This window comes from Vibrio injensis, assembly GCF_001895205.1.
GTDB classification, from domain to species: domain Bacteria; phylum Pseudomonadota; class Gammaproteobacteria; order Enterobacterales; family Vibrionaceae; genus Vibrio; species Vibrio injensis.
Genome location: NZ_BDJF01000025.1, coordinates 229813 through 256090, shown reverse-complemented (window position 1 = coordinate 256090; position 26278 = coordinate 229813). Strand labels below are relative to the sequence as shown.

The window sequence follows — 26278 nt, the reverse complement described above, 5'->3', positions numbered from 1 at the left end:
CTTCCTATTCGTTCGCGGCAATAGACAAGTGACGAAGAGCCAGCAATAAAGCGGTAATACTGCGAGCTTCACTAAAATCAAGATGGGTTAATAACTCTTCGGCTTGTGCTAAAGGCCAGCGTATGACTTCGAGTGGCTCCGGTTCATCTCCGATTAACTGATCTGAGTATAGATCTTGTGCGATAAAAAGTGTCATTCGACTGGAAAAGTAAGAGGGGGCAAGTACGACTTCTTTAAGTGCTATTAAACGATCAGCCCCCATACCAATCTCTTCTTTTAATTCGCGAACGGCAGCTTGCTCTGCTGATTCTCCAGCATCGATCAAACCTTTGGGAAAGCCGAGTTCATAGCGTTCAGTGCCTGCCGCGTATTCCCGAACCAGCAATAAATCCCCTTGTGAGGTGATCGGCACCATCATAACCGCATTGCGTCCACTCGGTTTCATTCGCTCATAAGTACGCTGTTCGCCATTCGAGAAACGGAGGTCGAGAGCTTCAATCGTAAACAGTTTTGATTGGGCGACGGCGCGTTGCGCTAAAATTTCTGGTGCTGTTTTCGAGGGCATCCGCTAACTCCTTGGCAGGAAAACTATTCTTACTATATAAGAAAATGAGAGGTGGGGAAATATCTCCCTTTGGACTTCACTACTCAGCGCATAGGCTAACCTCACACCATCCATCACCGCTGAATGTTTTAACTGCAGAATGGGAATACAACAAACAGCGCAAGCTGAGCTCTCGCTGTTTGTTTTTGGTTTAGTAGTAAGAGTGATCGCCGCGATCATGTTCGGTGGCATCACGTACAGCGGTCAGTTCGCCTGCAAACTGGGCCAATAACTCTTTTTCAATGCCTTCTTTTAGGGTGACGTCGACCATTGAACAGCCATTACAGCCACCACCGAATTGCAATAAAGCGACGCCCTCATCAGTAATGTTAACTAAACTGACATGGCCGCCATGGCCAGCAAGTTGAGGGTTGACTTGGGTTTGAATCGCATACTCGACGCGTGCCATTAATGGTGCATCATCGTCGACTTTGCGCATTTTGGCGTTTGGTGCTTTAAGGGTAAGTTGCGAGCCCATTTTATCGGTCACAAAATCAATTTCTGCGCTCTCGAGAAATGGCAAGCTGAGTTCATCGATATAAGCAGAGAAGCCAGTGAAAGGGATCACGGTATCGGTGCTCTCTACGGCTTCTGGTGGACAATAAGAGACGCCACACTCGGCATTTTGTGTTCCTGGATTAACCACAAACACCCGAATGTTCGTTCCTTCTGGTTGCTGAGCCAAGAGTTTGGCAAAATGAGACTGAGCGGATTCAGTAATAACAATAGTAGTAGTTGACACGACGAATACCTGAGTAATTTTGTAGGTTATTTGCTGACCATTCTACTCCAGTCACGCCGATGATCCAGCCCTTTTTGCTCTGATTATGTCGGGCATGCATCACTCGGCTCAGGAGTACGGCATAAGCAATAAATATCAATCCTTTCGATGCCAACTTCAAGCAGTAAATCACATAATTGTCGAATAGTGCTACCGGTTGTTACGACATCGTCGACGATAGCCACATGATTGACTAGAGGAATAGATTGCCGTTGAAAGGCCCCGGCTAAGTTTTTCTCACGTTGTGATTTGGTTAATTGTTGCTGAGCTGGAGTGGATCTTTTGCGAGTAAACAGATGCGGATCAAATTGACGACCCAGATGCTTAGCAAGGGGACGAGCAATGCATTCGCTTTGATTAAACCCTCGTTGCCACTGTCTGCGCCAGTGTAATGGAACACAAGTGAGCAGCGGGGCTGGCTCAGCAATGCATTCTGCTAGTCGAGCGGCTAAGTGGCGTGCTTGCCAAAATTGGCGTTGATATTTAAGTTGATGAATGGCGTGACTCAATGGAAAGTGATAGTCACCAATACAAAACAGTCGTTGCCAAGGGGGAGGGCTACGTAAGCATTGTCCACATTGTGGGGTAATAGTGAGACAAGGTAAACCACAGCGTTGGCAGCGAGGTGTTGGCGCATACCAAGCTTGGCAGGCATGACAAGTACCATGTTGTGCTTGCTGCTCTAAAGGTAGGTGACATAAGGTGCAGCTTGGCGTAAGCCAAGCATGGGTGACAGCCGATACCTGCTCACGCCACATTGACATAATAAACCTCGGATGATTTTGGTGTGAATTGAGGTAAAGTATGGCGAGGATATTCGTCTGAAGAGGCGGATTTTAGTAGGAGAAAATGTGAATATGACCGAAAAACTGTACTGGCAAGTCATCGGCGATGGGCCTGATCTGGTACTGATTCACGGATGGGGAATGAATGGCGCAGTATGGCAGCAAACCTGTCAACGATTACAAACCCAGTTTCGTATTCATATTCTTGATCTGCCCGGTTATGGTTATAGCGGTCAATCGTCAGCAGCGAGTTTAGCTGAGATTGCTCAAGTCATATTGAACCAAGCACCGTCGCAGGCGGTGTGGGTCGGCTGGTCTTTAGGGGGGTTAATTGCTACCCATATCGCGCTGCATTACCCGCAACGAGTTAGCCAGTTAGTCACGGTTGCTTCGTCACCTAAATTTACCGCCAGTGAGCAAGAGACGCCAGTATGGCGAGGAATCAAACCACAGGTATTGGATACCTTTACCGACCAATTATTAACGGATTTGCCTTTGATGATTGAGCGGTTTATCGCCTTACAAGCGATGGGGAGCACAAGTGCGCGCCAAGAAATTAAAGCACTCAAGCAAGCGGTATTAGCACGACCAATGCCCACTCACCAAGCATTATTAACCGGGTTAAACCTGCTTTCAAAAACCGATATGCGTCAGCAACTGACTCAGTTAACCATGCCAGTGCTGCGAATGTATGGTCGATTGGATGGATTAGTCCCACTGCGTGTAGCTGAGGCTGTGCGTCAACTGCAAACCAATAGCCAGACGTCTATTTTTCAAGCCTCTTCGCATGCCCCATTTATGACTGAGCAAGATGCCTTTTGTCAGCAATTGCTCAACTTTGCAAAATAACGGTAAATTTTGTTGCCGATTAGTGAATAAGCGCTAAAAAACCGCCACGATTGGTCGATACATAAGTTATCCCTAACGGTAGCTTAATCGAAGGGGGTGCGACACTGAGGAGGACTCGGTTATGATCGTGTCACCGACTAATGTTAGCGTGCCACTTATCGCCCCGTCAGTGAACGTGCAAACAGAGCAAGCGTCACGAGATAATCGGATACGTGCGCCTGTTACGGCACCGGTAGAGCTCACCAAAAGCCAAGCTGAGCGTAAAACCAAAGCAGAGGATAAGCGGCGTAAACAATCCGCTTGGGATCCTGCCGAGCACCCTAACTATGAGCAAGAGAGTGATCAAGAGTCTAAACAACGACAGCGTGCCGCACTACGCAGTGAGCTGGACAGGTTGTTTGATTTATTAGCACTGTCTTCTTACAGTGAGGAGCAAGGTAAAGGCTATACAATGCGTTTTCGGTTGCCAAAGCGGATCATTGATGCGGCAATAACTGAAGGCAAAATGGCGAAACGACGGACAGTGATTCAATTTCATTATGGCCATGCGATTGCGCCGAATACGCCATCAGAAGTGATAGCGATCCTGTAGTTATCATTGAGCATAAGCTACAATGATAAGGTGAATAAAAAAATCCCCACAGCCGAGGCTGCGGGGATTTGTTTTTTATCAAGTAGAGCATCACGATGTGCTCATCCCTCTTTCCTTACTTGAAGTACCTTCGAGCCCCCAATCGTATCGTTTGTCTATGCTCATGGGGACTTACTTATTGGTCGCCTCGCTGCCAAGCTAAGTGGGTTGGGGATGCCTTGGCGTTATTTTTTCGCTTTCGCAAACGCCGCGGCAAACGCTCCGCCCATCGCACCATGAGAGGGGGCTTCTTCCCGCTCGCGGCGACGAGCATGTGGTGGATTGTGTTGGCGTCCTTGGCTGTGAGAGGCTGTCTTTTGTCCGCGATTCTCTTGTCCTGGCTCGTCGTTTAAACGCATCGAAAGGGCAATGCGTTTGCGCTGTGCGTCCACTTCCATCACTTTCACTTTAACAATATCACCCGCTTTTACCACGTCTCTTGGGTCAGCAATGAAACGGTCAGTGAGCGCCGAGATATGCACTAAACCATCTTGATGAACACCAATATCGACAAAAGCGCCAAAATTCGCCACGTTAGACACCACACCCTCTAAAATCATCCCAAGCTCGAGATCTTTGATGTCATTCACGCCATCAGCAAAGGTCGCGGTTTTGAACTCAGGGCGAGGATCGCGTCCCGGTTTATCCAGCTCTTTAATGATGTCGGTAATGGTGGGGAGACCAAAATTTTCATCGGTATAGTCAACCGCGCGCAGCGAACGCAGAAACTCACTATTACCAATCAATGATTTAATATCTTGTTGGTTTTTCTCAGCAATGGCTTTTACCACTGGATAGGCTTCAGGGTGAACTGCAGACGCATCGAGTGGGTTCTTGCCATCCATGATCCGTAAGAAACCAGCGCACTGCTCAAAAGCTTTAGGCCCAAGGCGTGGTACTTTTTTCAATGTTGCGCGACCGGTAAAGCGGCCATGCTCATCACGATACTGAACAATATTTTGTGCCAAGGCGGCCGATAAGCCAGCAACGCGAGTTAACAGCGCCGCTGAGGCGGTGTTAACATCCACTCCGACGGCGTTTACGCAGTCTTCGACCACCGCATCAAGACGTTTGGCGAGTAAGGTTTGGCTAACATCGTGTTGGTATTGACCGACGCCAATCGATTTAGGATCAATTTTTACCAGCTCTGCCAAAGGGTCTTGCAAGCGGCGAGCAATGGACACCGCACCACGCAGTGATACGTCCATGTTCGGGAACTCTTTGGCTGCTAACTCAGATGCGGAATAAACCGATGCGCCCGCTTCACTGACAATAATTTTTTGCACCTTAAGATTGCCACGCTTAATTAACTCGGCGACAAAATTGTCCGTTTCACGTGAGGCGGTACCGTTGCCGATGGCAATCAGATCGACATTATGTTTACTGACCAGCGCCGCGACGGTTTGCATGGCTCGCTCATATTGATTTTGTGGTACATGAGGATAAATGGTGTCGGTTGCCAGTACCTTGCCGGTGGCATCAACCACCGCGACTTTACAGCCGGTTCTTAGCCCAGGATCGAGGCCTAATGTCGCCCGTGGTCCGGCCGGTGCCGCCATGAGCAAGTCTTTTAAGTTACTCGCGAAGACGTCAATCGCTTCAATTTCCGCGCGCTCTTTCATTGCCGACATCAGTTCAGTTTCCATATGCATGGACACTTTGATGCGCCAGGCCCAACTGATCACTTGCTGACGCCATTGATCCGCGGGGGCTTGACTGAGATGCAATTGATAATGTTGTGCGATTAAGGTTTCACAATACGAATGGCGTAGGGTTTCTTCTTGCTGAGGGTCGGCATTTAAGCTTAGGGTTAAAAAACCTTCGTTACGGCCACGTAGCATGGCGAGAGCGCGGTGGGAAGGGGCTTTAGCAATCAATTCGCGATGATCAAAATAGTCTTTGAATTTTTCTCCCGCTTGCTCTTTACCGGCAATCACTTGAGAGACAATTTCAGCGTGGCGAGTCAAATAGTCGCGCAGCTTAGCCAGTAGGTCGGCATCTTCTGCAATCCGCTCCATGATGATCGCTCGAGCGCCATCGAGCGCCGCTTTACTATCGGCAATGCCTTTATCGGCGTCGATGTAGGCGAGGGCCGCTTGCTCTGGATCGAGGTCAGCGTGTTGCCATAAACGATCGGCTAACGGTTCAAGTCCAGCTTCAATCGCAATTTGCCCTTTGGTGCGCCGTTTCGGTTTATAGGGGAGATAGAGATCTTCTAAGCGAGTTTTGCTGTCGGCAGCGAGAATCGCTTGTTCCAGTTCTGGGGTGAGTTTACCTTGTTCTTGAATCGATTTAAGAATCGTCTGGCGGCGATCCTCCATCTCTCGTAAGTAGCTCAGGCGGGTATCTAAATGACGCAGTTGCGAGTCATCTAATCCTCCGGTCACCTCTTTGCGGTAGCGTGCAATAAAGGGGACAGTGTTACCTTCATCAATCAGGGTGACTGCAGCGTTGACTTGATTCGGGTTGACATTCAATTCATTGGCAATCTGTAGGCAGATAGCGTGGCTCATCCGTGGTCTCTCTATTAAACAATCATGCAGGGATTGTACGTAGTCCAGAGTGAGCTGCAATGGCTTTGTGTTGACGTCGCATGATTCACGATGATTTTTGACTTTCCTCACACTGAAAACTGACGCGCTCAGCGTAGCGAATGTGGAGAGAAGAGGATGAGCGCTATGCCCAGTGTGGTGGATTAGGTAAGATAACCAATAGGTTCTGTAATGATGATTGAGGTAGTAGGTGAAAACCAAACTGATTACACGGGCAGGGTATGACAAGCTTAAGCAAGAGCATGATCATCTATGGCATGAAAAACGCCCGGAAATTACCAAGATTGTCACTTGGGCTGCCAGCTTAGGTGACCGCTCTGAAAACGCCGATTACACCTTTAACAAACGCTTGTTGCGCCAAATCGATCGTCGCGTGCGCTACTTACGCAAGTTGTTGCCTGAGTTGAAAATCGTCGACTACTCGCCACAGCAAGAGGGCAAAGTGTTTTTTGGCGCTTGGGTCGAAATTGAAAATGAAGCGGGCGAGACAAAAACTTTACGTATTGTCGGTCCAGAAGAGATTTATGGTGATGCCAAAGATTACATTTCCATTGACTCTCCGATGGCGCGCGCCTTGCTGAAAAAGCAAGTGGATGAAGAAGTGACAGTAAAAACGCCAACCGGTGATAAACTCTGGTTTATTAATGCCATTCGTTACCAAAAATAGTGCCTTCACAGGCTCAGTTGAGCTAGAACCATATGCAAAAAAAAAACAGACCGACTCTGCAAGATATTGCTGATCAAGTCGGCATTACTAAAATGACCGTTTCTCGCTACATGCGTGATCCTAATTCTGTGGCGCAAGTTACCCAACAAAAAATCGCCGCGGTGGTTGAGCAGCTTGGTTATATTCATAACCGTGTGCCAGCGATCATGTCTAAATCCTCTAGTCGGGCCATTGGCATCATTTTGCCTTCGCTCTCTAACCAAGTATTTGCTAACTTGGTTCAAGGCATCGAAGAAGTGACTCAAGCGGCTGGCTATGACACGTTAATTGCTCATACCGGTTATAACCCTCAAGTTGAAGAAGATAAAATCGCCGCGTTTCTTTCTTATCGAGTTGATGGCCTAATTTTAACCGAAACTAACCATAGCGAGCGCAGTCGGCAAATGCTCAAATCTGCCGGAATTCCGGTGGTTGAAACGATGGAAATCCCCACCCAACCGATTGATATGGCTGTTGGGTTAGATCACGAACAGATCTCGTATCAAGTGGTGCAGCAGATGATTGCCCGTGGCCGGCAGCAGATTGTTTATCTTGGCGCACGACTCGACACACGAACTCAATTGCGTCGGCAAGGTTATGAGCGAGCCATGCACGAAGCGGGCTTAGCGCCGATACAAGTCTCCACCGGTGAGCATTCTAGTTTTACCTTGGGCGGTATCTTGCTACAACAGGCATTACAACAGTATCCGCAACTCGATGGTATTTTCTGTACCAATGATGATTTAGCAGTCGGGGCGATGATGTATTGTCATCACCACAATATTGCGGTGCCACAGCAGATTGCCGTGGTGGGGTATAATGCGTTAGATATTGGGCAGGCGATTATCCCTCGTCTAACCAGCGTGGAAACCCCTCGTTTGGCGATTGGTAAAAAAAGTGCCGAGTTATTACTAGCGGCACTTTCTGGTCAAGTTGTTGAGCCTAAAGTTTATGATTTGGGCTATCGATTAACTCATGGCGAAAGCTGGTAATCCACTGGCGTGAATTATGTTTAGCTGGTGAATAAAAAGCTCGCACCCTGATCGGCCGAAGTCACGTGTTGGCGGGCGAGGGTGAACAGCTCTCGTCCCCAGCTTTGTTGATCTTGCTCGCTTGGCGTTGGTTGCGCTACGCGTTGGGTTAAATCGGTTAAACAGGTTAGCTCACCTTTGGTGGCATCCAATCTCAGTAAATCACCATCGCGCAGTAAGCCTATCGCGCCACCGCGCAGTGCTTCAGGAGAGACGTGGATCGCGGCGGGGATTTTGCCTGAAGCGCCAGATAAGCGACCATCGGTCACCAATGCGATTTTAAAGCCAGCCTTTTGTACGTTACCGAGTATTGGCATCAATTTATGCAGTTCAGGCATACCATTGGCTGCCGGGCCGCTGTAACGAACCACCACAATGCAATCTTGGTTGAGCTGACCATCTTGATAAGCTTTTTCTACATCGTGTTGTGAATTAAAGACCTTCGCAGGAGCTTCAATCACATGATGAGCGGCTTTAACCGCTGAAATTTTAATCACCGCTTGACCAAGATTACCCTTGAGTACTTTGATTCCGCCGGTTGGTTGAAATTGCTGATGCCGCGCGGCGATCACGCTGGCATCGAGCGTGTCATGACAATCTTGCCAACTCAGTTGCCCTTGTTTCAGTATCGGGCGAGTTAATTGATCGGCAAACTGACCGAAAGCCGGGGTTACGTCGCTATGCAGCAGGTGGCGTTCATGGAGTCGGCTAAGCAGCATAGGCACTCCGCCCGCCGCCTCGAATGCATTGATATCTGCACTGCCATTGGGATAAATATTGGTTAATAACGGCACGATTTGCGACAAGTCGCTGATATCCTGCCAAGTTAAGAGCAGCCCAGCGGCTCGTGCCACCGTGATCATGTGAATGGTGTGATTGGTACTGCCGCCAGAAGCCAATAACGCAACAATACCGTTCACTAAACTTTTCTCGTTAATGACGCTACTCAGTGGCCGATAACTCGGCGTACCGGGTGCCATCGCGGCAATGGCGTTGGCCGCATAGTCGGTTAAGGCATGGCGTAATGGGCTATTCGGTGCCACAAAAGCAGCCCCAGGTAACATCAACCCCATGGCTTCAAACACCAATTGATTGGTATTGGCGGTGCCGTAAAAGGTGCATGTGCCGGGGGAGTGATAAGAATTGCACTCCATATCGAGCAGTGCCTCGCGCCCGACTTGCCCCGCGCTGTATTGCTGGCGAATCTCGACTTTTTGTTCATTGCTGATCCCTGTGGCCATTGGGCCGGCGGGAATAAAAGCGGTCGGTAGGTGAGCATAACTGAGCGCGCCCATCAATTGTCCCGGAGCAATTTTATCGCAGATACCAAGCAGTAAAGTGCCATCAAACATATTGTGGCTCAGCGACATCGCGGTGGCTTGGGCTATCATGTCTCGGGAGAACAGCGACATATCCATTCCTGGCTGCCCTTGAGTAACCCCATCGCACATCGCCGGCACGCCACCCGCCACTTGCGCTGTGTGTCCACTGGACTGTAATGCGGCTTTAATGCGCGCTGGGTAATCAAGATACACTTGATGGGCACTGAGCATGTCATTGTAAGCGGTGATGATCGCAAGGTTAGATTTGGTTAAGTCAAGAATGTGCGATTTCTCGCTTTGGCAGGAGGCGGCAATGGCATGGGCCAAATTACCACAAGAGAGACTGGCTTTGCCTTTTCCTGCGGCGAGCTGCTGAGCGGTTCTGGTTAAGAATGCGTGACGAAGTTCACGGCTACGCTGTGCAATTCGTTCGGTGACTTGCAAGATGAGTGGCTGAATCATGGTTACTGCTCCCGAGCTTGTAGAGCGAGGATCGCTTGATTGACCACCTCATCAATGTCACCGTCAATACTGATGCTGAGGACATCCTGCTCCGCGGCGGTGGGGCGCTCTAACGTCGCGAATTGGCTATCGAGCATACCGGTTTTCATAAAGTGCCCCTGCCGGGCTTGCATGCGTTTTAAGATCAGAGCTTTATCGCCATCAAGAAACAAAAAGGTGACGTGCTGATTACCATCTCGGATTTGATCACGATAGATTTTTTTCAGAGCCGAACAGACAATGATGCCTTGTTCATTTTTGTTTTCTAAGCTAAAAGCAGCGTCACGAATTCGCTCTAACCAAGGAGCGCGATCGTGGTCATCAAGCGGTTGGCCTTGGCGCATCTTTTCAATATTGGCGCGAGGATGTAAATCATCACCATCGATAAATTTTGCCTGCAGACGTTCAGCTATGCGTGCTCCTATGGTGCTTTTTCCACAGCCACTGACACCCATCACAATAATGCTTTTACCGGTCATATCGACTCCTTAATCCGAGATCTGAGCGAGATCTCAATTTTGAACTTTGCCTAACGAATTGGCTTTATCTTAATCGTGTTATCGGTAACATGTTACCCGTAACTTATAGATTTGTGAACCGAAACACAAACATCCCATTCTTGATAAAGGTGAACAAAATGGACCAAATAGCACATAGCCCTACCTATCTGTTGTTGCTCGCCCTTGCGGCGATCGTTGCTTTACTGTTTTTGATCATGAAGTTAAAAGTTCACGCTTTTGCTTCATTAACGTTAGTCAGTTTCGGCACCGCACTGGCGGCTGGTATTCCAGCAGGTCAAGTGGTGCCGAGCATGATGTCGGGATTCGGCGGCACGCTCGCTTCCGTTGCTTTACTGGTTGGTTTAGGAGCCATGATCGGTAAAATTTTAGAAGTGACGGGCGGGGCGAAAGTGCTCGCGGATACCTTGATTGGCCGCTTTGGTGAACAGCGGGCGCCCTTAGCCCTCGGTGTTGCTTCATTACTGTTTGGCTTTCCGATCTTTTTTGATGCGGGCTTAATTGTGATGATGCCGATTTTGTTCAGTGTCGCGAAACGCTTTGGCGGTTCAACACTCAAATACGCTTTGCCTGCGGCCGGTGCGTTTGCGGTGATGCATGCGTTTGTTCCTCCGCATCCTGGTCCGGTGGCCGCTGCTGAGCTACTGGGTGCTGATATTGGTCTGCTGTTAGTAGTGGGTTTGCTGGTGGCGATCCCGACTTGGTATCTTGGCTCGTATCTGTTTGGTCTCTATTGTGGTGAAAAATTTAACTTGCCGCTCTCTAAAGCCTTTTTAAATGCTGAAGTGATGTTTAAAGACAAAGCGGATTTACCGAAATTTTCTACCGTACTGTTTATCTTGGTTCTGCCCGTATTGTTGATCTTTTTGGATACTGGATTAAATACGTTAGCCGTGGCTGGGATGCTGGATGGTCAGCAACCTTGGGTTGAGTTTTTACGCATGCTAGGGAAAACACCGATTGCGTTACTGATCACCTTATTAGTATGTTTGGCGACCTTTGCTGGTAAATATGGCATGAGCAAGCTAGAAAAACTGTGTACTGATGCGTTAGCTCCGATCTGTGCCGTGATTCTTGTGACGGGTGCTGGCGGTATGTTTGGTGGCGTATTACGCTCTAGTGGTATCGGTCAGGCGCTGGCGGATGTCTTGGCTCATACTGGCATGCCAGTGATTGTTGCTGCTTTTGTGATTTCAACCTGTTTGCGGGTTGCGCAAGGTTCTGCCACGGTGGCCTTGACCACTACCGCCGCGTTAATGGCTCCGATTGTTGCGCAAACCACAGGTTTGTCAGAGTTAGACTTATGCTTTATCGTAATTGCTATTGCTGGTGGAGCGACGGTGCTGTCTCACTTTAATGATTCTGGTTTTTGGCTCGTCTCTCGCTTGCTGGAAATGGATGAAAAAACCACGCTAAAAACGTGGACGGTAATGGAAACGCTACTGGGTAGTATTGCGTTTATTATTGTCGCCACTCTTAGCTATCTTCTATAAGGTTTAGGTATGATGACTCTTGAACAGCGCTTGGCGCAGATAAAAATTGTCCCCGTGATTGCGATTAACCATGCTCAGCAGGCGCTGCCGCTGGCTAAGGTATTGATGGACAATGGACTTCCGTGTGCGGAAATTACTTTTCGAACTGAGGCGGCGCAAGAGGCTATTCGTCTAATGCGCGAAGCGTATCCTGAGATGTTGATTGGCGCTGGGACGGTACTGACCACAGCGCAAGTGGATCAAGCTCAGCAAGCGGGAGCGGATTTCATTGTGAGCCCAGGACTTAATCCCACCACAGTGAAATATTGTCAGCAACGTGGTATCGCCATTGTGCCAGGGGTGAATAACCCAAGCTTAGTCGAGCAAGCGATGGAACTGGGGTTACGCACCTTAAAATTCTTCCCTGCTGAACCTTCTGGTGGCGTTGCTATGCTCAAAGCGCTCAGCGCGGTCTATCCGGTTAAATTTATGCCCACGGGCGGTATCAGTGCTGCTAATGTACAGCACTATTTGGATTTACCATCGGTAGTGGCTTGTGGTGGCACTTGGATGGTACCAACTGATTTGATGGATAAAGGCGATTGGCCAGCGATAGCCAAATTGGTTCGTGAGCTGTAACTTTTCTCTCTTTATTGAGAGATGTCTAAGCCAACCGTGATGGTTGGCTTTTTTGATCAATCGATATCTCCTTTTATGCATATAAACGTTAAAGATTGAAATAAGAGGCTTTTTTGGTCGCGATTATCCGTTATGATGAGTTGTAGGCTGAAAATAGGTAATAAATGCTAACAATTCTTTAAATTGCTCACCGTGCAACAGTGTTACATTTTGTTTGCCCTCATCTGTGCGGGTGTCATCTCTTTTTAGTGGGATCAGTGGACATGCAAGAAAACTATAAAATTTTAGTGGTTGATGATGATGCGCGTTTGCGTGCATTGCTCGAGCGTTACTTATCTGAACAAGGTTTCCAAGTCCGTAGCGTAGCCAATAGCGAGCAAATGGATCGGCTGTTAACCCGTGAAACTTTCCATTTGATGGTGCTCGATCTGATGCTACCGGGCGAAGATGGCTTATCGATTTGTCGCCGTTTAAGAAATGCCAATAATCTTATTCCAATTTTAATGCTAACAGCAAAAGGCGATGAGATTGATCGCATCGTGGGTTTAGAAGTGGGGGCCGATGATTATTTGCCAAAACCTTTTAATCCCCGCGAACTACTGGCGCGGATTAAAGCCGTATTACGTCGCCAAGTGATCGAAGCGCCCGGCGCGCCTAGTGCTGAAGATACGATTGTCGAATTTGGTGAGTTTCGTTTAAATCTGGGCACGCGAGAAATGTTTCGTGGTGATGAAGCGATGCCACTCACCTCTGGTGAGTTTGCGGTATTAAAAGCTTTAGTGACCAATGCTCGTGAACCTTTATCTCGTGACAAATTAATGAATATGGCCCGTGGTCGAGAATACTCAGCGATGGAACGTTCTATCGATGTGCAAATTTCTCGTTTGCGCCGTATGTTGGAAGTTGACCCAAGCAAACCGCGTTATATTCAAACGGTGTGGGGCTTAGGTTATGTCTTTGTACCAGATGGTAAAGCCGCCAGTTAAGATTATTGTCTGCAGCCAGTGTTCAAGATGTTCACTGGCTGTTATCGTTTTATCCCTCCATTATTCTCACACCTTAGGTGCACTATGCGAATCCGTAGTTCATTTACCCAAACGATTCTGCTGTTTTTTACCCTCTTGGTTGCCAGCCAAGCGTACTCCTATTTTGCGCTGATTAATTATGCGCTGATCCCAAGCTTGCAGCAGTTCAATAAAATTCTCAGCCATGAAATCAGTTTGATGTTGGATGATAGCTTTACCGATGCGGAGCCTAATTTAGATCGATCGCTACGTTTGCGGGTGTTGGAAAAGCTTGGGGTTGAGATCTTTAGTGATGATGGTCCGGCGGCGGATGAGTTTCAACGCGCGATCAGTATCGATTTGATGAGTGATAAAATGAGCGAAGAACTGGGCTCTCCGACAGAAGTTCGCATGGGCGTGGGAGCCGAAAGCTATATTCTATGGATGAAAATCGAACAGTTACCTGAGCAAATCTTACGTATTCCGCTGACTGAATTACGGGAAGATGATTTTGCTCCCCTGTTTCGTAACAGTATTTTTGTCGCCGTACTGATCTTGGTCGGAGGATGGTTATTCATTCGTTTGCAAAATCGTCCTTTGATTGCGTTAGAAAGAGCCGCGTTGGCGGTCGGACGAGGGGAGATCCCGCCGCCAATTGTCGAGAGTGGGGCCAGTGAAATTCGCGCGGTAACTCGCGCATTTAATCAAATGTCACAAGGCATTCAAGCGCTGGAAGAAGACCGAGCCTTATTGATGGCGGGAATCAGTCATGATTTGCGAACGCCATTGACGCGAATCCGCTTAGCAACCGAAATGATGTCCCCTCAAGACAGCTATCTCGCTGAAGGGATCATTAGCGATACCGAGGAGTGTAACGAGATCATCAGCCAGTTTATGGACTATTTAAAGCCGGTTGATAAACAAACTTTTCAAGCGGTCGACCTCAATGAGATTGCTGGAGACATTGCCAGCTCTGAAGGCGGTTATGAGCTGCACATTGAAACGGATTTTCAAGCTTCGATTGAACCGGTATTTGGTAATCCGATTGCCATTAAACGTGCGGTGAGCAACTTAGTGGTGAACGCGTTACGTTATGGCAATGGTTGGGTGAAAATCAGTACTGGGGTAACCGCGGATAAACGCATGGCTTGGGTCTGTGTCGAAGATAACGGCCCAGGGATTGACCCAAGCCAAGTACAAAAAGTCTTTGAGCCCTTCATTCGAGGCGATACTGCGCGAGGCAGTGAAGGCACTGGCCTTGGATTGGCGATCGTAAAACGTATCGTTGGTCAGCATCATGGCGCGGTTGTTTTAAATAATCGTAGCGAAGGTGGTTTGAAAATTCAGCTCAGTTTTCCAACCAAGTAAGCGTGGTAGTCGTCAGTCAGGGATTAAGCCGGTTAGCGCATCGCCAACCGGCTTAATTATTTGAACTCGCTTATGCTTGCTCTGTGACTGTGGTTTCTGACTCTTGGCGAGTCGAGTGCTCCGGCAATAAGAGATTGAGTAGAATCGCGGTAATGCCACCTGCGGCAACACCAGAAGAGAAAATACTTTTGATGATTTCTGGCATAAATTGCAGAATTTCAGGTTTTTGCGCAATGCCTAATCCCATCGAGAAAGACAGTGCCATGATTAAAATCGCTCGGCGATCAAGCTCGACTCGAGAAATGATTCGTACCCCAGCGGCGGCAATCGTGCCAAACATGACAATCGTTGCGCCACCCAGTACCGGCTCTGGAATTAACTGCACAAAGCTTGCTACACCGGGAAATAGCCCAAGTAACATCAGCATCGCCGCGATGAAATAACCGACATAACGGCTAGCAACGCCAGTTAATAATATCACCCCATTATTTTGGCTAAAGGTTGAGTTAGGGAAACTATTCAGCAGTGCTGCAAGAGCGGAGTTAATGCCATCAGCCAGTACGCCTCCTTTGATACGCTTCATATAGACGGGGCCTTTGACCGGTTCTCCTGAGACTTCCGAGGTCGCAGTGATGTCACCAATCGCTTCTAACGCCGTGATCAAAAAAATCAACACTAATGGAATGAATAAAGACCAATCAAAGCTTAGTCCATATTGCATTGGGATAGGCAGGGCGATGAGACTGCTTTGAGGGCGCTGTGTGGTATCGACCATGCCGAGTAAGTAAGCCATGATATAACCGACCAGCATGGCGATGACGATAGAGGCAACGCGAATATACGGATTGCGAGCTCGGTTAAGGATCACGATAAGCGCTAATACGGTGCCCGCTAAGGCGAGTTTATCAAGGCTACCAAAGCTACCATCACTCAGTGCGCTGTAGCCGCCTCCGATAGAGACTAAACCCACTTGGACTAAGGTCAAACCGATTAACGTGACCACGATACCAGAAACTAAAGGGGTAATGATCCGCTGGGCAAATTGCAGCACACGTGATAGTAAAATTTCAGCAAAAGAGGCGACTAAAATGGTACCAAAAATCGCCGCCATCATAGTGGCGATATCCGCTCCGCCCGCTTTCAGCGCGAGGCCCGCGCCAATGATTGGCCCAAGAAAGTTAAAGCTGGTGCCTTGAATCGAGAGCAGTCCCGAGCCAATCGGCCCGAAGGTTCGGATCTGAATAAAAGATGAAAGACCAGAGGCAAACAGCGACATGCTAATAATGGTATTGGTCTGATCGGCCGGAACCCCTAACGCTTGGCAAATGATCAGCGACGGTGTGATGACGGCAACGAACATCGCCAGTAAATGCTGGATTGCGGCGAATAAAGTTTGGGGCAAAGGCGGGCGCTCATTTAATTGATAGATCAATTCAGAGGGACGCGTATCGTGTTGGTGACTCATGATGGTATCCTAAAATGACAGTCGATGACGTGCGCTGAATGGGCCGTCACCGTTGAGTTTTTATCGCCTGTGATTGCTGTTAATCAGGCTCAACTCTGAGTTGACCAAGCCGGATTCTCTGCTTGCTATAGTCCAGTGCTAGTAGAGAAATCGTCATCTTGGTGATTTTGGGCGAGGATTATAGATCCTTAATCAGAAAAAGCAAACGTTTGCTTTTTAATGTATCAATAAGAGGTAACAGACATTATTGTACGTTCAAGTAACACGAAAACGAGAATGTGGTGAATATTAGGCTTTGGCGTAGACTTCGCGCTCACCGAGCCAGCGTTCAATAATCGCATCAGCATGAGTGGGGTAGTGATCATGAATGTGCCGCGCTATTCTTTGTACTTCTGGAATTAAGCGTTGATCACGAACCAGATCGGCAATTTTGAAATCAGCTAATCCGGTTTGTTTCGTGCCCAATAATTCACCCGGACCACGAATTTCTAGATCGCGCTGAGCAATCACAAAACCATCGTTGCTCTCTCGTAATACCGCTAAACGTTTTTGTGCGGTTTTCGATAAGGGTGAACGGTACAGCAGCACACAGTGACTGGCGACAGAGCCTCGACCGACTCGGCCACGCAATTGATGCAATTGTGCTAAACCTAATCGCTCTGGATTTTCAATGATCATCAAGCTAGCGTTCGGTACATCGACGCCGACTTCAATGACGGTGGTTGCTACGAGAAGATGCAATTGATTGTCTTTAAAGGCTTGCATCACCTGCTGTTTTTCTGCGGGTTTCATGCGTCCATGGACCAAGCCAATCTTAAGTTCAGTCAACTGGCGCTGTAGTTCTTCAGCGGTATCGGCCGCAGCTTGCGCCTCCAGCACTTCAGATTCATCAATTAAAGTACAGACCCAATAAGCTTGTTTATGCTCATGTAGGCAAGCATGACGAACCCGTTCGATGATATCACTGCGCTTGGTATCCGGGATCGCCACGGTTTGGATTGGCGTGCGTCCGGGAGGCAGTTCATCAATAATTGAAGTTTCTAAATCCGCATAGGCGGTCATGGCAAGAGTGCGTGGGATCGGGGTTGCCGTCATGATTAACTGGTGTGGATAAGCGCCTTGTTTTGCGCCTTTTTCACGCAGCTCTAAGCGTTGATGGACCCCGAAACGGTGCTGCTCATCGATAATGACTAACGCAAGGTGATCAAACTCAACCTGCTCTTGAAAAAGTGCATGGGTACCGACGATCATTTTTGCGGTGCCACTGGCAATCTGCGTTAATTCAGTTTGTCGAGCTTTGCCTTTTAGTTTGCCAGCAAGCCAAGCAACTTGAATACCTAACGGAGCAAACCAGTTGGCGAAGTTCGCCGCATGTTGTTCGGCCAGCAATTCGGTTGGCGCCATCAGCGCCACTTGATAACCGTGTTCAATGGCTCTGAGTGCGGCTAAAGCGGCGACCAACGTTTTTCCGGAGCCGACATCCCCTTGCACTAGGCGCATCATTGGATGGGCTTGGCTGAGATCGGTTTCAATCTCTTCTACGACTCGCGTTTGCGCTTGAGTCGGTTGAAAAGGCAGCTGGGCAAGAAATTGTTTTTTGAGTTGGCCTTGAGTGACGAGAGGCAGCGCCGCGTCTTGTTGACCTTTGCTACGCACCGCGAGCATAGAGAGGTTTTGCGCTAATAACTCCTCGATGATCAGGCGAACTTGAGCGGGATGACGCCCTTCATCAAATTGGCTCAGATCGATATCAGTAGGCGGGCGATGCAAAATATGCAGCGCTTGAGCAAGGCTGATCTGTTTATCGTACAATCCATCAGGCATCAGTTCTTGTACTGCGGCTTTGTCGAGTAGCGCAAGAGCTTGTTCGGTTAAACTGCGCAGTGTACTTTGCCTTAGGCCTTCCGTGGTTGGATAAACGGGGGTCAGCGTTGCTTCTTCGGGTTGTGCATCTTGTGGCTGAGTATAAAGCTGATAATCGGGATGGATGATCTCCAGTCCGTGATTTCCGGGTTTGATCTCGCCAAACGCATAAATCACCTTACCAATCGCGAAGCTATTTTTCATCGCTGCAGTAAAATTGAAAAAACGCAGCGTGAGAGAGCCATTACCATCACTGATCTTTACGGTGAGCATTTTCCGTCGGCCGAAATGGGTATCTGTGGCGGTGATTTTACCTTGGACTGCTGCCCACAAGCCTGGGTGTAGCTTGACCATCGGATAGATACGTGAGCGGTCTTCATAACGCAGTGGAAGATGAAATAGCAGATCCTGTACATTGCTTAAGCCAACTTTAGCGAGCTTTTCAGCGACTTTAGCGCCGACACCCGATAGGGATGTTAATGGTATTGCGGACAGAAGCTGCGACATAATATCAACCAGTTAATCAGAAATGGTACGTGTTATTCAATCATTGAGCTGTGTATTTGTACAGTCAAATTATGCGCGCTGCATCGCGTCCCACCATTTTTCATCAGCGATAATCTGCCCTTGATTGTCCAATAATGGGTATGCCAGTCCTTTACGTTTGGCGACTTTAGCCAGAACCGGATGACCGCGCTCAAACAAAATACGCTGAATCGTTGTTTGGGATAGGGCACTTTGTTCGCGGTCATACATCCCAGCTTGCTGACGCTGGCGCTGCGCTTCATATAAGATCAGCGCACTAGCCACCGAAACATTCAAGGATTGGACCATGCCCACCATAGGAATAACAATATCATGATCGGCCAATGCTAAAGCCTGTGGCGAGATACCTGATTTTTCACTGCCGAAAATGATGGCGGTGGGTTTAGTGTAGTCAATGGCGCGAAAGTCTATGGCATGCTCAGATAAATTTGTTACCAGAACTTGCATGCCGCTGTTCTTAAGGTGATGTACCGCATCTAGCGTGCTGTTGTGAGTCTGGACTTCAACCCAGTTACGTGCTCCTGCCGATGTGTGGCTTAAGGTACGCATTTGTTCGTTTGGCCATACAGCATGAATCTGGTGTAACCCAACCGCATCGGCGGTGCGGATCACTGCAGAAACATTATTCGGTTTGTGGACTTCTTCCAAACAGACGGTTAAGTCGGTTTGACGGGCTTTAAGCACATTTTGAATGCGTTGATAACGTTCTAAATTCATAAATCTATTTATGTGCTCACGCTAATGCGGCACACCTTTTCTTCGTCAGTTTATTGCTAATAAAAAAGCCCTGATTCAGGGCTTTCTGTGCGTTGATGGGTTAGTACTTTCTGCGCCGCACTTTTAAGGCGTTTGGCATCACACGAATTTTTCGCATGATCCCTGCTAAGTGGACTCGGTCTTTGGTGCTTAACAGAACCGTTACTGTATACAAACGGCCATCACGTTCTTCGGTAGAAAGACCGTGGATATTAGAGCCAGTATTGGAAATAACATTGGTTAAATCGGCCAGTGCACCTTGGCGATTATGCATATCCACCGTCAGTTCAGCGATAAAGTCTTGATCGTAATCTTTGGTCCATTCCACCGCCATGTATTTATCCGGCTCTCGTTGATAGCCGCGTACATTTGGACAGGTTTCACGGTGTACAACCAAGCCGCGTCCTGGAGAAACATGAGCAATGATCGAATCATCAGGGATCGGATGGCAGCAATTAGCGAAGGTTAATAAAATGCCTTCTGCGCCACGGATAGGCAATTTTTTCTTCGCCGAACCGTCAGGGTTTTCTGTTTCGTTGAGTTCATCGGCATTACCCAGTAAGCGGCGTGCGATGACGATACTCATTAGTTCACCCAAACCAATCGCGGCGAGTAAATCTTGCTCATTAGCGATTTTGAGTTCGCTTAGGACATGGTTCAGATTTTCTGGACTAATATCGGTCAGTGAGCGCTCACCGAGAGCGTGATTGAGCAGTCGGCGACCTAAGGTGATGGACTCTTCGCGGCGCATGGTTTTCAGTACCTGACGAATTTTAGTCCGCGCACGAGAGGTCACCACATAGTTGAGCCAAGCGGCGTTTGGTCTTGCGCCGGGCGCACTGATGATCTCGACGGTTTGACCATTTTTAAGCGGTTTACTCAGTGGGTAAGGGTTGCGATCGACTCGTGAGCCAACGCAAGTATTACCCACATCGGTATGAACCGCGTAAGCAAAATCGACCGCGGTAGCGCCCATCGGCAGTTCTACGATGCGCCCTTTGGGAGTAAAGACGTAGATTTCATCGGGGAAGAGATCCGATTTTACGTTTTCAATAAATTCAAACGAGTTACCCGCACTTTGTTGTAACTCAAGTAAACTTTGCATCCAACGCTGGGCTTTGACTTGCGCAGTGGTGCCTCCTCGTTCGCCATTGGCCTTATAAGACCAATGAGCAGCAACCCCTTTGTCGGCCATTTGATCCATATCTTCGGTGCGAATTTGCACTTCAACAGGGACGCCATGTGGGCCGACCATCGAGGTATGTAACGATTGATAGCCGTTGGCTTTAGGGACCGCGATGTAATCTTTCACTCGCCCCGGACGAGGCTTGTAAAGGCTATGGAGTTGGCCCAATACGCGATAACAGGTATCGGCCGAATCGACAATCACTCGAAAAGCATAGATATCCATAATGGTGTGAAAACGCTGTTCTTTAGTCTTCATCTTGTTATAGATGGAATAAAGATTTTTCTCTCGGCCAACCACTCGCGCTGAGAGGTTGACTTCTCGTAAGCGATCTTCAATTTCACTATGGATGCGTTGAATCATCTCTTTACGATTACCACGAGCCGCTTTGACCACTTCTTTGAGGACCCGAAAGCGATTCGGATATAAGGCTTCAAAACCCAGCTCTTCCAGCTCAGTTTTAATATTATGGATACCTAAGCGGTGAGCGAGAGGGGCGTAGATCTCTAACGTTTCACGGGCAATACGACGCTTTTTATCGGGACGCAACGCGCCGAGCGTACGCATATTGTGAGTGCGGTCAGAGAGTTTGATCAAGATAACTCGAATATCTTGCACCATCGCTAGCACCATTTTGCGAAAATTTTCCGCTTGGGCTTCTTTACGATCGCGAAACTTGAGTTTATCCAGTTTAGACACACCATCAACCAGTTCGGCGACAGCGCTCCCAAACTGGGCTTCTAGCTCAGCTTTAGTGGCGGAGGTATCTTCAATAACGTCGTGCAGCAAGGCCGCTTGCAGCGTTTCTAAATCCAAGCGCATTTCCGCTAGGATTCGAGCCACAGCAACAGGGTGGATAATATACGGTTCCCCGCTGGAGCGGGTTTGCCCTTCATGAGCATCTCTTGCCACTAGGTAAGATTGGCGCAGAGCCTCTATTTGAGGCTCTGTGAGATATTCTTGGACAACACTTTTGAGGCTATCGAATAGATACAAATTTCAGGCCCGTCGGTTGAATCCTTGCTGATACAGAATTAGCGGTTATGAACGATGCTACTTACCGCGGCTAACTCTGCTGCTTCTTGCTCTTGTTGCTCTTGACGCTCACGATTATCAAGTACATCTTTCGTGATCAGACCTTCTTCGATTTCGCGTAGAGCGATAACCGTGGTCTTATCGTTCTCTTCCGGCACTAGAGCGTCTTTACCGCCAGTTTGAATTTGACGAGCGCGGCGAGCCGCAATCAGAACTAAGTCGAAACGGTTGCCAACTTTTTCAACAGCGTCTTGAACAGTTACGCGTGCCATGAGAACTCCAAATAGTTAACTAAAATAAGGTTGATTGTAAAGTATACAACCTAACGCTAGCAGATACTAGCGACAGGCGATGCCCAAATTACATCGTCATCCAACGTAAGTCAGCACTGTTAGTGATGGCAACTTTCGTTGGATGACAAGGCGGAGGTTATTCCGCCAATAAAGCCGCGATCATCGATTGATATTTGGCGGCTTGTTTATCTTGCTTTAATCTTTCTGCGCGTAAGATGGCTTTAAAGTCCATTAGGGCTACATCGAAGTCGTCGTTGACGATCAAATAGTCGTATTCACAATAATGAGAAATCTCAGAACGAGCCTCGCTCATGCGTTTGGCAATCACCGCTGCGCTATCTTGTCCACGTGTATTCAACCGACGCTCCAACTCTTCCTTGGATGGCGGTAGAATAAACACGCTTTTGGCGTGAGGCATTTGCTGGCGAATTTGCTGCGCGCCTTGCCAATCAATGTCTAAGAAAACATCAATGCCTTTTTCTAACGTATCTTCTATCCAGACTCGTGATGTGCCGTAGTAATTCCCGAACACTTCGGCGTATTCAAGGAATTCACCTTGCTCAATCAGTGCTTCAAATTGTTCTTTTTGCACAAAGTGATAATGCACGCCATCTTGCTCTCCAGGCCGCATTCCGCGCGTGGTATGCGAGATGGAAACCTTCATCGCATAGGTTGGGTTTCGTTCCAATAGTCCTGCAATTAGGCTAGATTTTCCTGCGCCACTAGGTGCAGAGACAATATACAGAGTACCTTTGCCCATTTATTCGGTTCCACGTTTGAGTTGGAAGATGAGAGAAACGCTATTTTATCATGCTAAATTAACGCTAGTTTTATCTTAAGACTAGCACTGACTGAGTGTAATGCCGTTTAGATCGTGGCAATTTCGGTCAGAAAAATGGACGCGAAGAGTAGCATGATCCAGCGGATCGGCTCAAGTAAAAGCTGTGGCTATCTCGATAGGCTAATCTGTGTACAGAAAAATTTCCTATTGAAGAGAACGATTGCTTAATAAGTAACCCTTGCGAGCTTATCCTGTTTGCGTATAATCGCCGCCCTTAATCCAGCAATTGTTGTTCGATTAAGTAACATTATTAACTAAAGCTGCGGCTTACATTTGGGTTCCCTCGCCCCCAAACCAAACTAAAAAGGTTCAATATGAGTCGGTTTACTCCTGACCAGTTGCGTAAAGCGCTGGTGTATTTAGTGTTATTTCATTTGGTGATTATCGCGTCAAGTAATTACCTTGTTCAACTACCGTTCACACTCTTCGGTTTTCATACCACGTGGGGCGCGTTCACTTTTCCTTTTATTTTCCTTGCTACCGATTTAACAGTACGTATCTTTGGGGCTGGCTTAGCGCGTAGAATTATTTTCTGGGTGATGCTTCCTGCGCTTGCGGTTTCCTATTTGTTATCGGTAATTTTCTTTGAAGGCCAGTTCCAAGGTTTTACGCCACTCAGTGAATTTAACTTGTTTGTTGCGCGTATTGCGGTAGCGAGTTTTATGGCTTATCTACTAGGACAAATCTTAGATGTGCATGTCTTTAATCGTCTCAGACAGATGAAGCAGTGGTGGGTAGCGCCAACCGCGTCAACCCTATTCGGTAATGCACTGGATACAGTGGCCTTTTTTGCGATTGCTTTTTACCAAAGTCCAGATCCGTTCATGGCTGAACATTGGACTGAGATTGCTTTGGTCGATTATGGTTTAAAACTCTTGATCAGCTTAGGTTTATTTGTTCCGATGTATGGGGTGCTGCTGAATTATTTAATCCATAAATTGACCTTGGTTAAACCCGAAACATCAGGTAAACCCGTCAAGATATAAACCATGTAGCCCAGTCTTCTACTGGGCTAAATCTACGTAAAGTGACGGAGCAGGTTAACGTTACTGGTCATGCTTTTCTCAAGGGGGGAAAACGCTGACCTTCACCGATCTTATCTTTAATATTTGCTTAGTGTCGCTGGCACAATAAAAGCAATAATCGATCATCGGTTGCTAGCTTGTGCCAACCTGAAGTTATGTTTTCTGCTGTCGCTGGTATCAGTAAATCGTCGCTAAAATCAGCGCGAGCACCAGCCTCACAATCCACTACCTGAGGTACGCGCCTCGCACTCATGCGTCTTTCAAAAAAATACAAGTCAACCAAAACTAATGCGGGGTAGCGTTGATTAACGCTGGCATTGTTCACATCAGCAGCAACAAAGCGCAGCGTTTGCGGGTAAAGATAACTCCAAGGTCGCCAGCCTGAACTTTCTTGAGCCGTACGTATCACTTCAACGCCAGCGGGTAACAAACTACGCTGATGGCTAAACCAGTTGTACTCCGAATAAATTTGAAAACCCAACATGCCAGCTCCGGCAAATACCGGAATCATCCACTTGGGCAGTTTTTTTAGCGTTATCGCTCTCAGTAACAAAGCGATTCCAGCAGCGCCTAAACCGGCGGAAAACGTGGCAATTAATTCCCAAAACATACGGTCATCCTACCTAAACCTAATGGCTTGCTAAAAATTCGGGCTTTCCGTTGAAAGCCCGAGTGTACAGTCGTGAGTCAATGTTAATCTTGTCACCTTGGTTGTGATTGATTAGTGGTCAATCGCAACACCAGCGCCTTTTGGATAACGTACACTTTCTACCAAGTCTTGGATTTCTTTTGGCGGTGGTGCGGTCACCGCCGATACGGCAAAGGCAACAGCAAAGTTAATCATAGCCCCCACAGCACCGAACGACAGCGGCGAAATACCATAACCCAGTGAGCCAAATAGCCAGTTATCCGGTGTATTGGGCAGCATATTGGTACCTGGGATAAAGAACCAACCTAAATAAGTGAAGATATAGAGTAGAGTCACAATTAAACCGGTGAGCATGCCAGCAATGGCTCCAGCGCTGTTAATACGTTTAGAGAAGATCCCCATCATCAAGGCTGGGAATAGGGTTGCTGCAGCGATACCGAAGGCAAGCGCCACCACTTGAGCGGCAAAGCCGGGTGGATTTAACCCCAGATAGGTTGCCAGTAAGATAGCGCCGGCCATGGATAGCCTAGCGGCTAACATTTCCCCTTTTTCACTGATCCTTGGGTTAATAATATTTTTGATTAAGTCATGGCTGATGGCGGATGAAATCGCCAGTAACAAGCCAGCAGCGGTTGACAAGGCAGCAGCAATACCACCAGCAGCGATTAGGCCGATAACCCAACTGGGTAAATTGGCAATCTCAGGGTTGGCTAAGACCAGAATATCATTGTTAACGGTAAGTTCGTTACCCGCCCAACCACGCTCGGTGGCTTTTTCAGCAAAAGCAGGGCTGTCGTTGTACATTTGGATCCGGCCATCATTATTTTTATCGTCCCAGCGGATTAAGCCGGTTTGTTCCCACGTTTTAATCCAATCAGGACGCTCTGCGTAATTAAGCGCAGGCGCACTAGGACCATCAGGATAAAGGGTGGTTAACAGGTTTAAACGTGCCATAGAGGCAACCGCTGGGGCAGTTAAATACAGTAAGGCGATAAACACTAAGGTCCAGCCAGCCGACCAGCGTGCATCCGCGACTTTCGGTACGGTAAAGAAACGGATAATAACGTGTGGTAAGCCGGCCGTACCTATCATTAATGATAAGGTAAACAGCACCATATTCAGTTTATTGCTGACATCAGCGGTGTAATCTTGGAAACCCAGTTCACGCACGATTTCGTTTAATTTTACCAGCAGTGGTACGCCTGATTCCGTGTGGGTACTGAACATACCAAACATCGGAATCGGATTATTGGTTAGTTGTAATGAAATAAAGACCGCTGGAATGGTATAGGCGATGATTAGCACCACATATTGAGCAACCTGAGTATAAGTGATGCCTTTCATGCCACCGAATACGGCGTAAATAAACACGACAGCAGCAGCGATCCAGATCCCCGTAGAAGAGCTGACCTCTAGGAAGCGGGAAAAGGCGACGCCTGCACCGGTCATCTGACCGATAACATAGGTCACGGACATGATAATTAAACACACTACCGCCGTGATACGAGCGCCTTTGCTGTAAAAGCGGTCACCGATAAAATCAGGCACGGTAAATTTACCGAATTTACGTAAGTAGGGTGCTAACAGCATAGCTAAAAGGACATATCCTCCCGTCCAGCCCATTAGGAAAGAAGAGTTGGCATAACCACCGGCAGCCAGTAAGCCAGCCATCGAGATAAATGAAGCGGCTGACATCCAGTCGGCGGCGGTGGCCATACCATTAGTAATCGGGTTAACGCCGCCGCCAGCGACGTAAAACTCTTTGGTTGACCCGGCGCGAGCCCAAATGGCGATACCGATGTAGAGAGCAAAGGAGGCACCAACAAACAGTAAGTTAATGGCAAATTGACTCATGA

Annotated in this window: 23 protein-coding genes; 9 read left to right on the top strand and 14 right to left on the bottom strand. The window is 47.9% G+C overall.

What is annotated here, in order from left to right:
• Window positions 1–4: 4 nt before the first annotated feature.
• The 3 genes from nudE to BSR11_RS11980 all read right to left on the bottom strand — a co-directional run bounded on the left by nudE (window position 5) and on the right by BSR11_RS11980 (window position 2149).
• Window positions 5–565 (bottom strand): ADP compounds hydrolase NudE, encoded by a 561-nt coding sequence (gene nudE / locus BSR11_RS11990; RefSeq protein ID WP_072670587.1) that lies wholly within the window; start codon window positions 563–565, stop codon window positions 5–7.
• A 190-nt stretch (window positions 566–755) separates the two neighbouring features.
• A complete protein-coding gene (gene nfuA / locus BSR11_RS11985) occupies window positions 756–1346 on the bottom strand; it encodes a Fe-S biogenesis protein NfuA (protein ID WP_072670586.1) in 591 nt (196 codons plus the stop codon).
• Between the two features lie 83 nt (window positions 1347–1429).
• Complete coding sequence (locus BSR11_RS11980; protein WP_072670585.1) at window positions 1430–2149, bottom strand: ComF family protein; 720 nt, start codon at window positions 2147–2149, stop codon at window positions 1430–1432.
• A 93-nt stretch (window positions 2150–2242) separates the two neighbouring features.
• Between BSR11_RS11980 and bioH the strand changes: the two genes are divergently transcribed.
• Complete coding sequence (gene bioH, locus BSR11_RS11975) at window positions 2243–3019, top strand: pimeloyl-ACP methyl ester esterase BioH (RefSeq protein WP_072670584.1); 777 nt, start codon at window positions 2243–2245, stop codon at window positions 3017–3019.
• 121 nt (window positions 3020–3140) lie between these two features.
• Complete coding sequence (locus BSR11_RS11970) at window positions 3141–3611, top strand: ATP-dependent Lon protease (protein ID WP_072670583.1); 471 nt, start codon at window positions 3141–3143, stop codon at window positions 3609–3611.
• A 224-nt stretch (window positions 3612–3835) separates the two neighbouring features.
• Here BSR11_RS11970 and BSR11_RS11965 read toward each other — a convergent pair whose 3' ends face one another.
• Complete coding sequence (locus BSR11_RS11965) at window positions 3836–6163, bottom strand: Tex family protein (protein WP_072670582.1); 2328 nt, start codon at window positions 6161–6163, stop codon at window positions 3836–3838.
• Window positions 6164–6392: 229 nt separating this feature from the next.
• On the opposite strand from BSR11_RS11965, the gene greB reads away from it, so the two are divergent.
• On the top strand, window positions 6393–6869 hold the full coding sequence (gene greB / locus BSR11_RS11960; RefSeq protein WP_072670581.1) for a transcription elongation factor GreB: 477 nt from the start codon (window positions 6393–6395) through the stop codon (window positions 6867–6869).
• Window positions 6870–6901: 32 nt separating this feature from the next.
• On the top strand, window positions 6902–7900 hold the full coding sequence (locus tag BSR11_RS11955) for a LacI family DNA-binding transcriptional regulator (RefSeq protein WP_072670580.1): 999 nt from the start codon (window positions 6902–6904) through the stop codon (window positions 7898–7900).
• Window positions 7901–7920: 20 nt separating this feature from the next.
• Here the strand turns inward: BSR11_RS11955 and edd are convergent, their stop codons facing one another.
• Together edd and BSR11_RS11945 are read right to left on the bottom strand one after the other, a co-directional pair.
• Window positions 7921–9723 carry a phosphogluconate dehydratase gene (gene edd / locus BSR11_RS11950; protein ID WP_072670579.1) on the bottom strand — a complete coding sequence of 601 codons (1803 nt, stop codon included), beginning with the start codon at window positions 9721–9723 and terminating at the stop codon, window positions 7921–7923.
• A 2-nt stretch (window positions 9724–9725) separates the two neighbouring features.
• A complete protein-coding gene (locus BSR11_RS11945; protein ID WP_072670578.1) occupies window positions 9726–10241 on the bottom strand; it encodes a gluconokinase in 516 nt (171 codons plus the stop codon).
• Between the two features lie 158 nt (window positions 10242–10399).
• Here BSR11_RS11945 and BSR11_RS11940 point away from each other — a divergent pair, with 158 nt between their 5' ends.
• The 4 genes from BSR11_RS11940 (at window position 10400) to envZ (ending at window position 14763) form a co-directional block, all read left to right on the top strand.
• A complete protein-coding gene (locus BSR11_RS11940; RefSeq protein WP_072670577.1) occupies window positions 10400–11773 on the top strand; it encodes a GntP family permease in 1374 nt (457 codons plus the stop codon).
• Between the two features lie 12 nt (window positions 11774–11785).
• The gene (locus BSR11_RS11935; RefSeq protein ID WP_187026955.1) at window positions 11786–12391 is read left to right on the top strand and encodes a bifunctional 4-hydroxy-2-oxoglutarate aldolase/2-dehydro-3-deoxy-phosphogluconate aldolase; all 606 of its coding nucleotides are present in this window, start codon (window positions 11786–11788) and stop codon (window positions 12389–12391) included.
• A gap of 263 nt (window positions 12392–12654) precedes the next feature.
• The gene (ompR, locus tag BSR11_RS11930; protein ID WP_072670575.1) at window positions 12655–13377 is read left to right on the top strand and encodes an osmolarity response regulator transcription factor OmpR; all 723 of its coding nucleotides are present in this window, start codon (window positions 12655–12657) and stop codon (window positions 13375–13377) included.
• 84 nt (window positions 13378–13461) lie between these two features.
• Window positions 13462–14763: a two-component system sensor histidine kinase EnvZ gene (envZ, locus tag BSR11_RS11925; RefSeq protein ID WP_072670574.1), complete on the top strand. Its 1302-nt coding sequence runs from the start codon at window positions 13462–13464 to the stop codon at window positions 14761–14763.
• Between the two features lie 70 nt (window positions 14764–14833).
• Here envZ and BSR11_RS11920 read toward each other — a convergent pair whose 3' ends face one another.
• From BSR11_RS11920 to gmk, 6 genes are all read right to left on the bottom strand, one after another.
• The gene (locus tag BSR11_RS11920) at window positions 14834–16228 is read right to left on the bottom strand and encodes a uracil-xanthine permease family protein (RefSeq protein WP_072670573.1); all 1395 of its coding nucleotides are present in this window, start codon (window positions 16226–16228) and stop codon (window positions 14834–14836) included.
• 288 nt (window positions 16229–16516) lie between these two features.
• Window positions 16517–18598, bottom strand: coding sequence for an ATP-dependent DNA helicase RecG (recG, locus tag BSR11_RS11915; RefSeq protein WP_072670572.1), 2082 nt, complete (start codon window positions 18596–18598; stop codon window positions 16517–16519).
• Between the two features lie 69 nt (window positions 18599–18667).
• Window positions 18668–19354 (bottom strand): tRNA (guanosine(18)-2'-O)-methyltransferase TrmH, encoded by a 687-nt coding sequence (gene trmH / locus BSR11_RS11910; protein WP_072670571.1) that lies wholly within the window; start codon window positions 19352–19354, stop codon window positions 18668–18670.
• A gap of 100 nt (window positions 19355–19454) precedes the next feature.
• Window positions 19455–21575, bottom strand: a complete 2121-nt coding sequence (gene spoT, locus BSR11_RS11905) for a bifunctional GTP diphosphokinase/guanosine-3',5'-bis pyrophosphate 3'-pyrophosphohydrolase (protein ID WP_072670570.1) — start codon at window positions 21573–21575, stop codon at window positions 19455–19457.
• Window positions 21576–21613: 38 nt separating this feature from the next.
• The gene (gene rpoZ, locus BSR11_RS11900) at window positions 21614–21886 is read right to left on the bottom strand and encodes a DNA-directed RNA polymerase subunit omega (protein ID WP_004394406.1); all 273 of its coding nucleotides are present in this window, start codon (window positions 21884–21886) and stop codon (window positions 21614–21616) included.
• A gap of 157 nt (window positions 21887–22043) precedes the next feature.
• Complete coding sequence (gene gmk, locus BSR11_RS11895) at window positions 22044–22667, bottom strand: guanylate kinase (RefSeq protein WP_072670569.1); 624 nt, start codon at window positions 22665–22667, stop codon at window positions 22044–22046.
• Window positions 22668–23062: 395 nt separating this feature from the next.
• Between gmk and BSR11_RS11890 the strand changes: the two genes are divergently transcribed.
• Window positions 23063–23734 (top strand): 7-cyano-7-deazaguanine/7-aminomethyl-7-deazaguanine transporter, encoded by a 672-nt coding sequence (locus tag BSR11_RS11890; RefSeq protein WP_072670568.1) that lies wholly within the window; start codon window positions 23063–23065, stop codon window positions 23732–23734.
• A 127-nt stretch (window positions 23735–23861) separates the two neighbouring features.
• On the opposite strand, the gene BSR11_RS11885 is transcribed toward BSR11_RS11890, so the two are convergent.
• Window positions 23862–24383: a hypothetical protein gene (locus tag BSR11_RS11885; RefSeq protein WP_072670567.1), complete on the bottom strand. Its 522-nt coding sequence runs from the start codon at window positions 24381–24383 to the stop codon at window positions 23862–23864.
• Between the two features lie 111 nt (window positions 24384–24494).
• Window positions 24495–26276, bottom strand: coding sequence for a sodium:solute symporter family protein (locus tag BSR11_RS11880; protein WP_072670566.1), 1782 nt, complete (start codon window positions 26274–26276; stop codon window positions 24495–24497).
• Window positions 26277–26278: the final 2 nt, after the last annotated feature.

Coding starts and splice junctions, on each gene's coding strand:
- nudE (WP_072670587.1), bottom strand. CDS start 565: ATGCCCTCGAAAACAGCACCAGAAATTTTAGCGCAACGCGCCGTCGCC.
- BSR11_RS11980 (WP_072670585.1), bottom strand. CDS start 2,149: ATGTCAATGTGGCGTGAGCAGGTATCGGCTGTCACCCATGCTTGGCTT.
- bioH (WP_072670584.1), top strand. CDS start 2,243: ATGACCGAAAAACTGTACTGGCAAGTCATCGGCGATGGGCCTGATCTG.
- BSR11_RS11970 (WP_072670583.1), top strand. CDS start 3,141: ATGATCGTGTCACCGACTAATGTTAGCGTGCCACTTATCGCCCCGTCA.
- BSR11_RS11965 (WP_072670582.1), bottom strand. CDS start 6,163: ATGAGCCACGCTATCTGCCTACAGATTGCCAATGAATTGAATGTCAAC.
- BSR11_RS11955 (WP_072670580.1), top strand. CDS start 6,902: ATGCAAAAAAAAAACAGACCGACTCTGCAAGATATTGCTGATCAAGTC.
- edd (WP_072670579.1), bottom strand. CDS start 9,723: ATGATTCAGCCACTCATCTTGCAAGTCACCGAACGAATTGCACAGCGT.
- BSR11_RS11945 (WP_072670578.1), bottom strand. CDS start 10,241: ATGACCGGTAAAAGCATTATTGTGATGGGTGTCAGTGGCTGTGGAAAA.
- BSR11_RS11940 (WP_072670577.1), top strand. CDS start 10,400: ATGGACCAAATAGCACATAGCCCTACCTATCTGTTGTTGCTCGCCCTT.
- BSR11_RS11935 (WP_187026955.1), top strand. CDS start 11,786: ATGACTCTTGAACAGCGCTTGGCGCAGATAAAAATTGTCCCCGTGATT.
- ompR (WP_072670575.1), top strand. CDS start 12,655: ATGCAAGAAAACTATAAAATTTTAGTGGTTGATGATGATGCGCGTTTG.
- envZ (WP_072670574.1), top strand. CDS start 13,462: ATGCGAATCCGTAGTTCATTTACCCAAACGATTCTGCTGTTTTTTACC.
- BSR11_RS11920 (WP_072670573.1), bottom strand. CDS start 16,228: ATGAGTCACCAACACGATACGCGTCCCTCTGAATTGATCTATCAATTA.
- recG (WP_072670572.1), bottom strand. CDS start 18,598: ATGTCGCAGCTTCTGTCCGCAATACCATTAACATCCCTATCGGGTGTC.
- trmH (WP_072670571.1), bottom strand. CDS start 19,354: ATGAATTTAGAACGTTATCAACGCATTCAAAATGTGCTTAAAGCCCGT.
- rpoZ (WP_004394406.1), bottom strand. CDS start 21,886: ATGGCACGCGTAACTGTTCAAGACGCTGTTGAAAAAGTTGGCAACCGT.
- gmk (WP_072670569.1), bottom strand. CDS start 22,667: ATGGGCAAAGGTACTCTGTATATTGTCTCTGCACCTAGTGGCGCAGGA.
- BSR11_RS11890 (WP_072670568.1), top strand. CDS start 23,063: ATGAGTCGGTTTACTCCTGACCAGTTGCGTAAAGCGCTGGTGTATTTA.
- BSR11_RS11885 (WP_072670567.1), bottom strand. CDS start 24,383: ATGTTTTGGGAATTAATTGCCACGTTTTCCGCCGGTTTAGGCGCTGCT.
- BSR11_RS11880 (WP_072670566.1), bottom strand. CDS start 26,276: ATGAGTCAATTTGCCATTAACTTACTGTTTGTTGGTGCCTCCTTTGCT.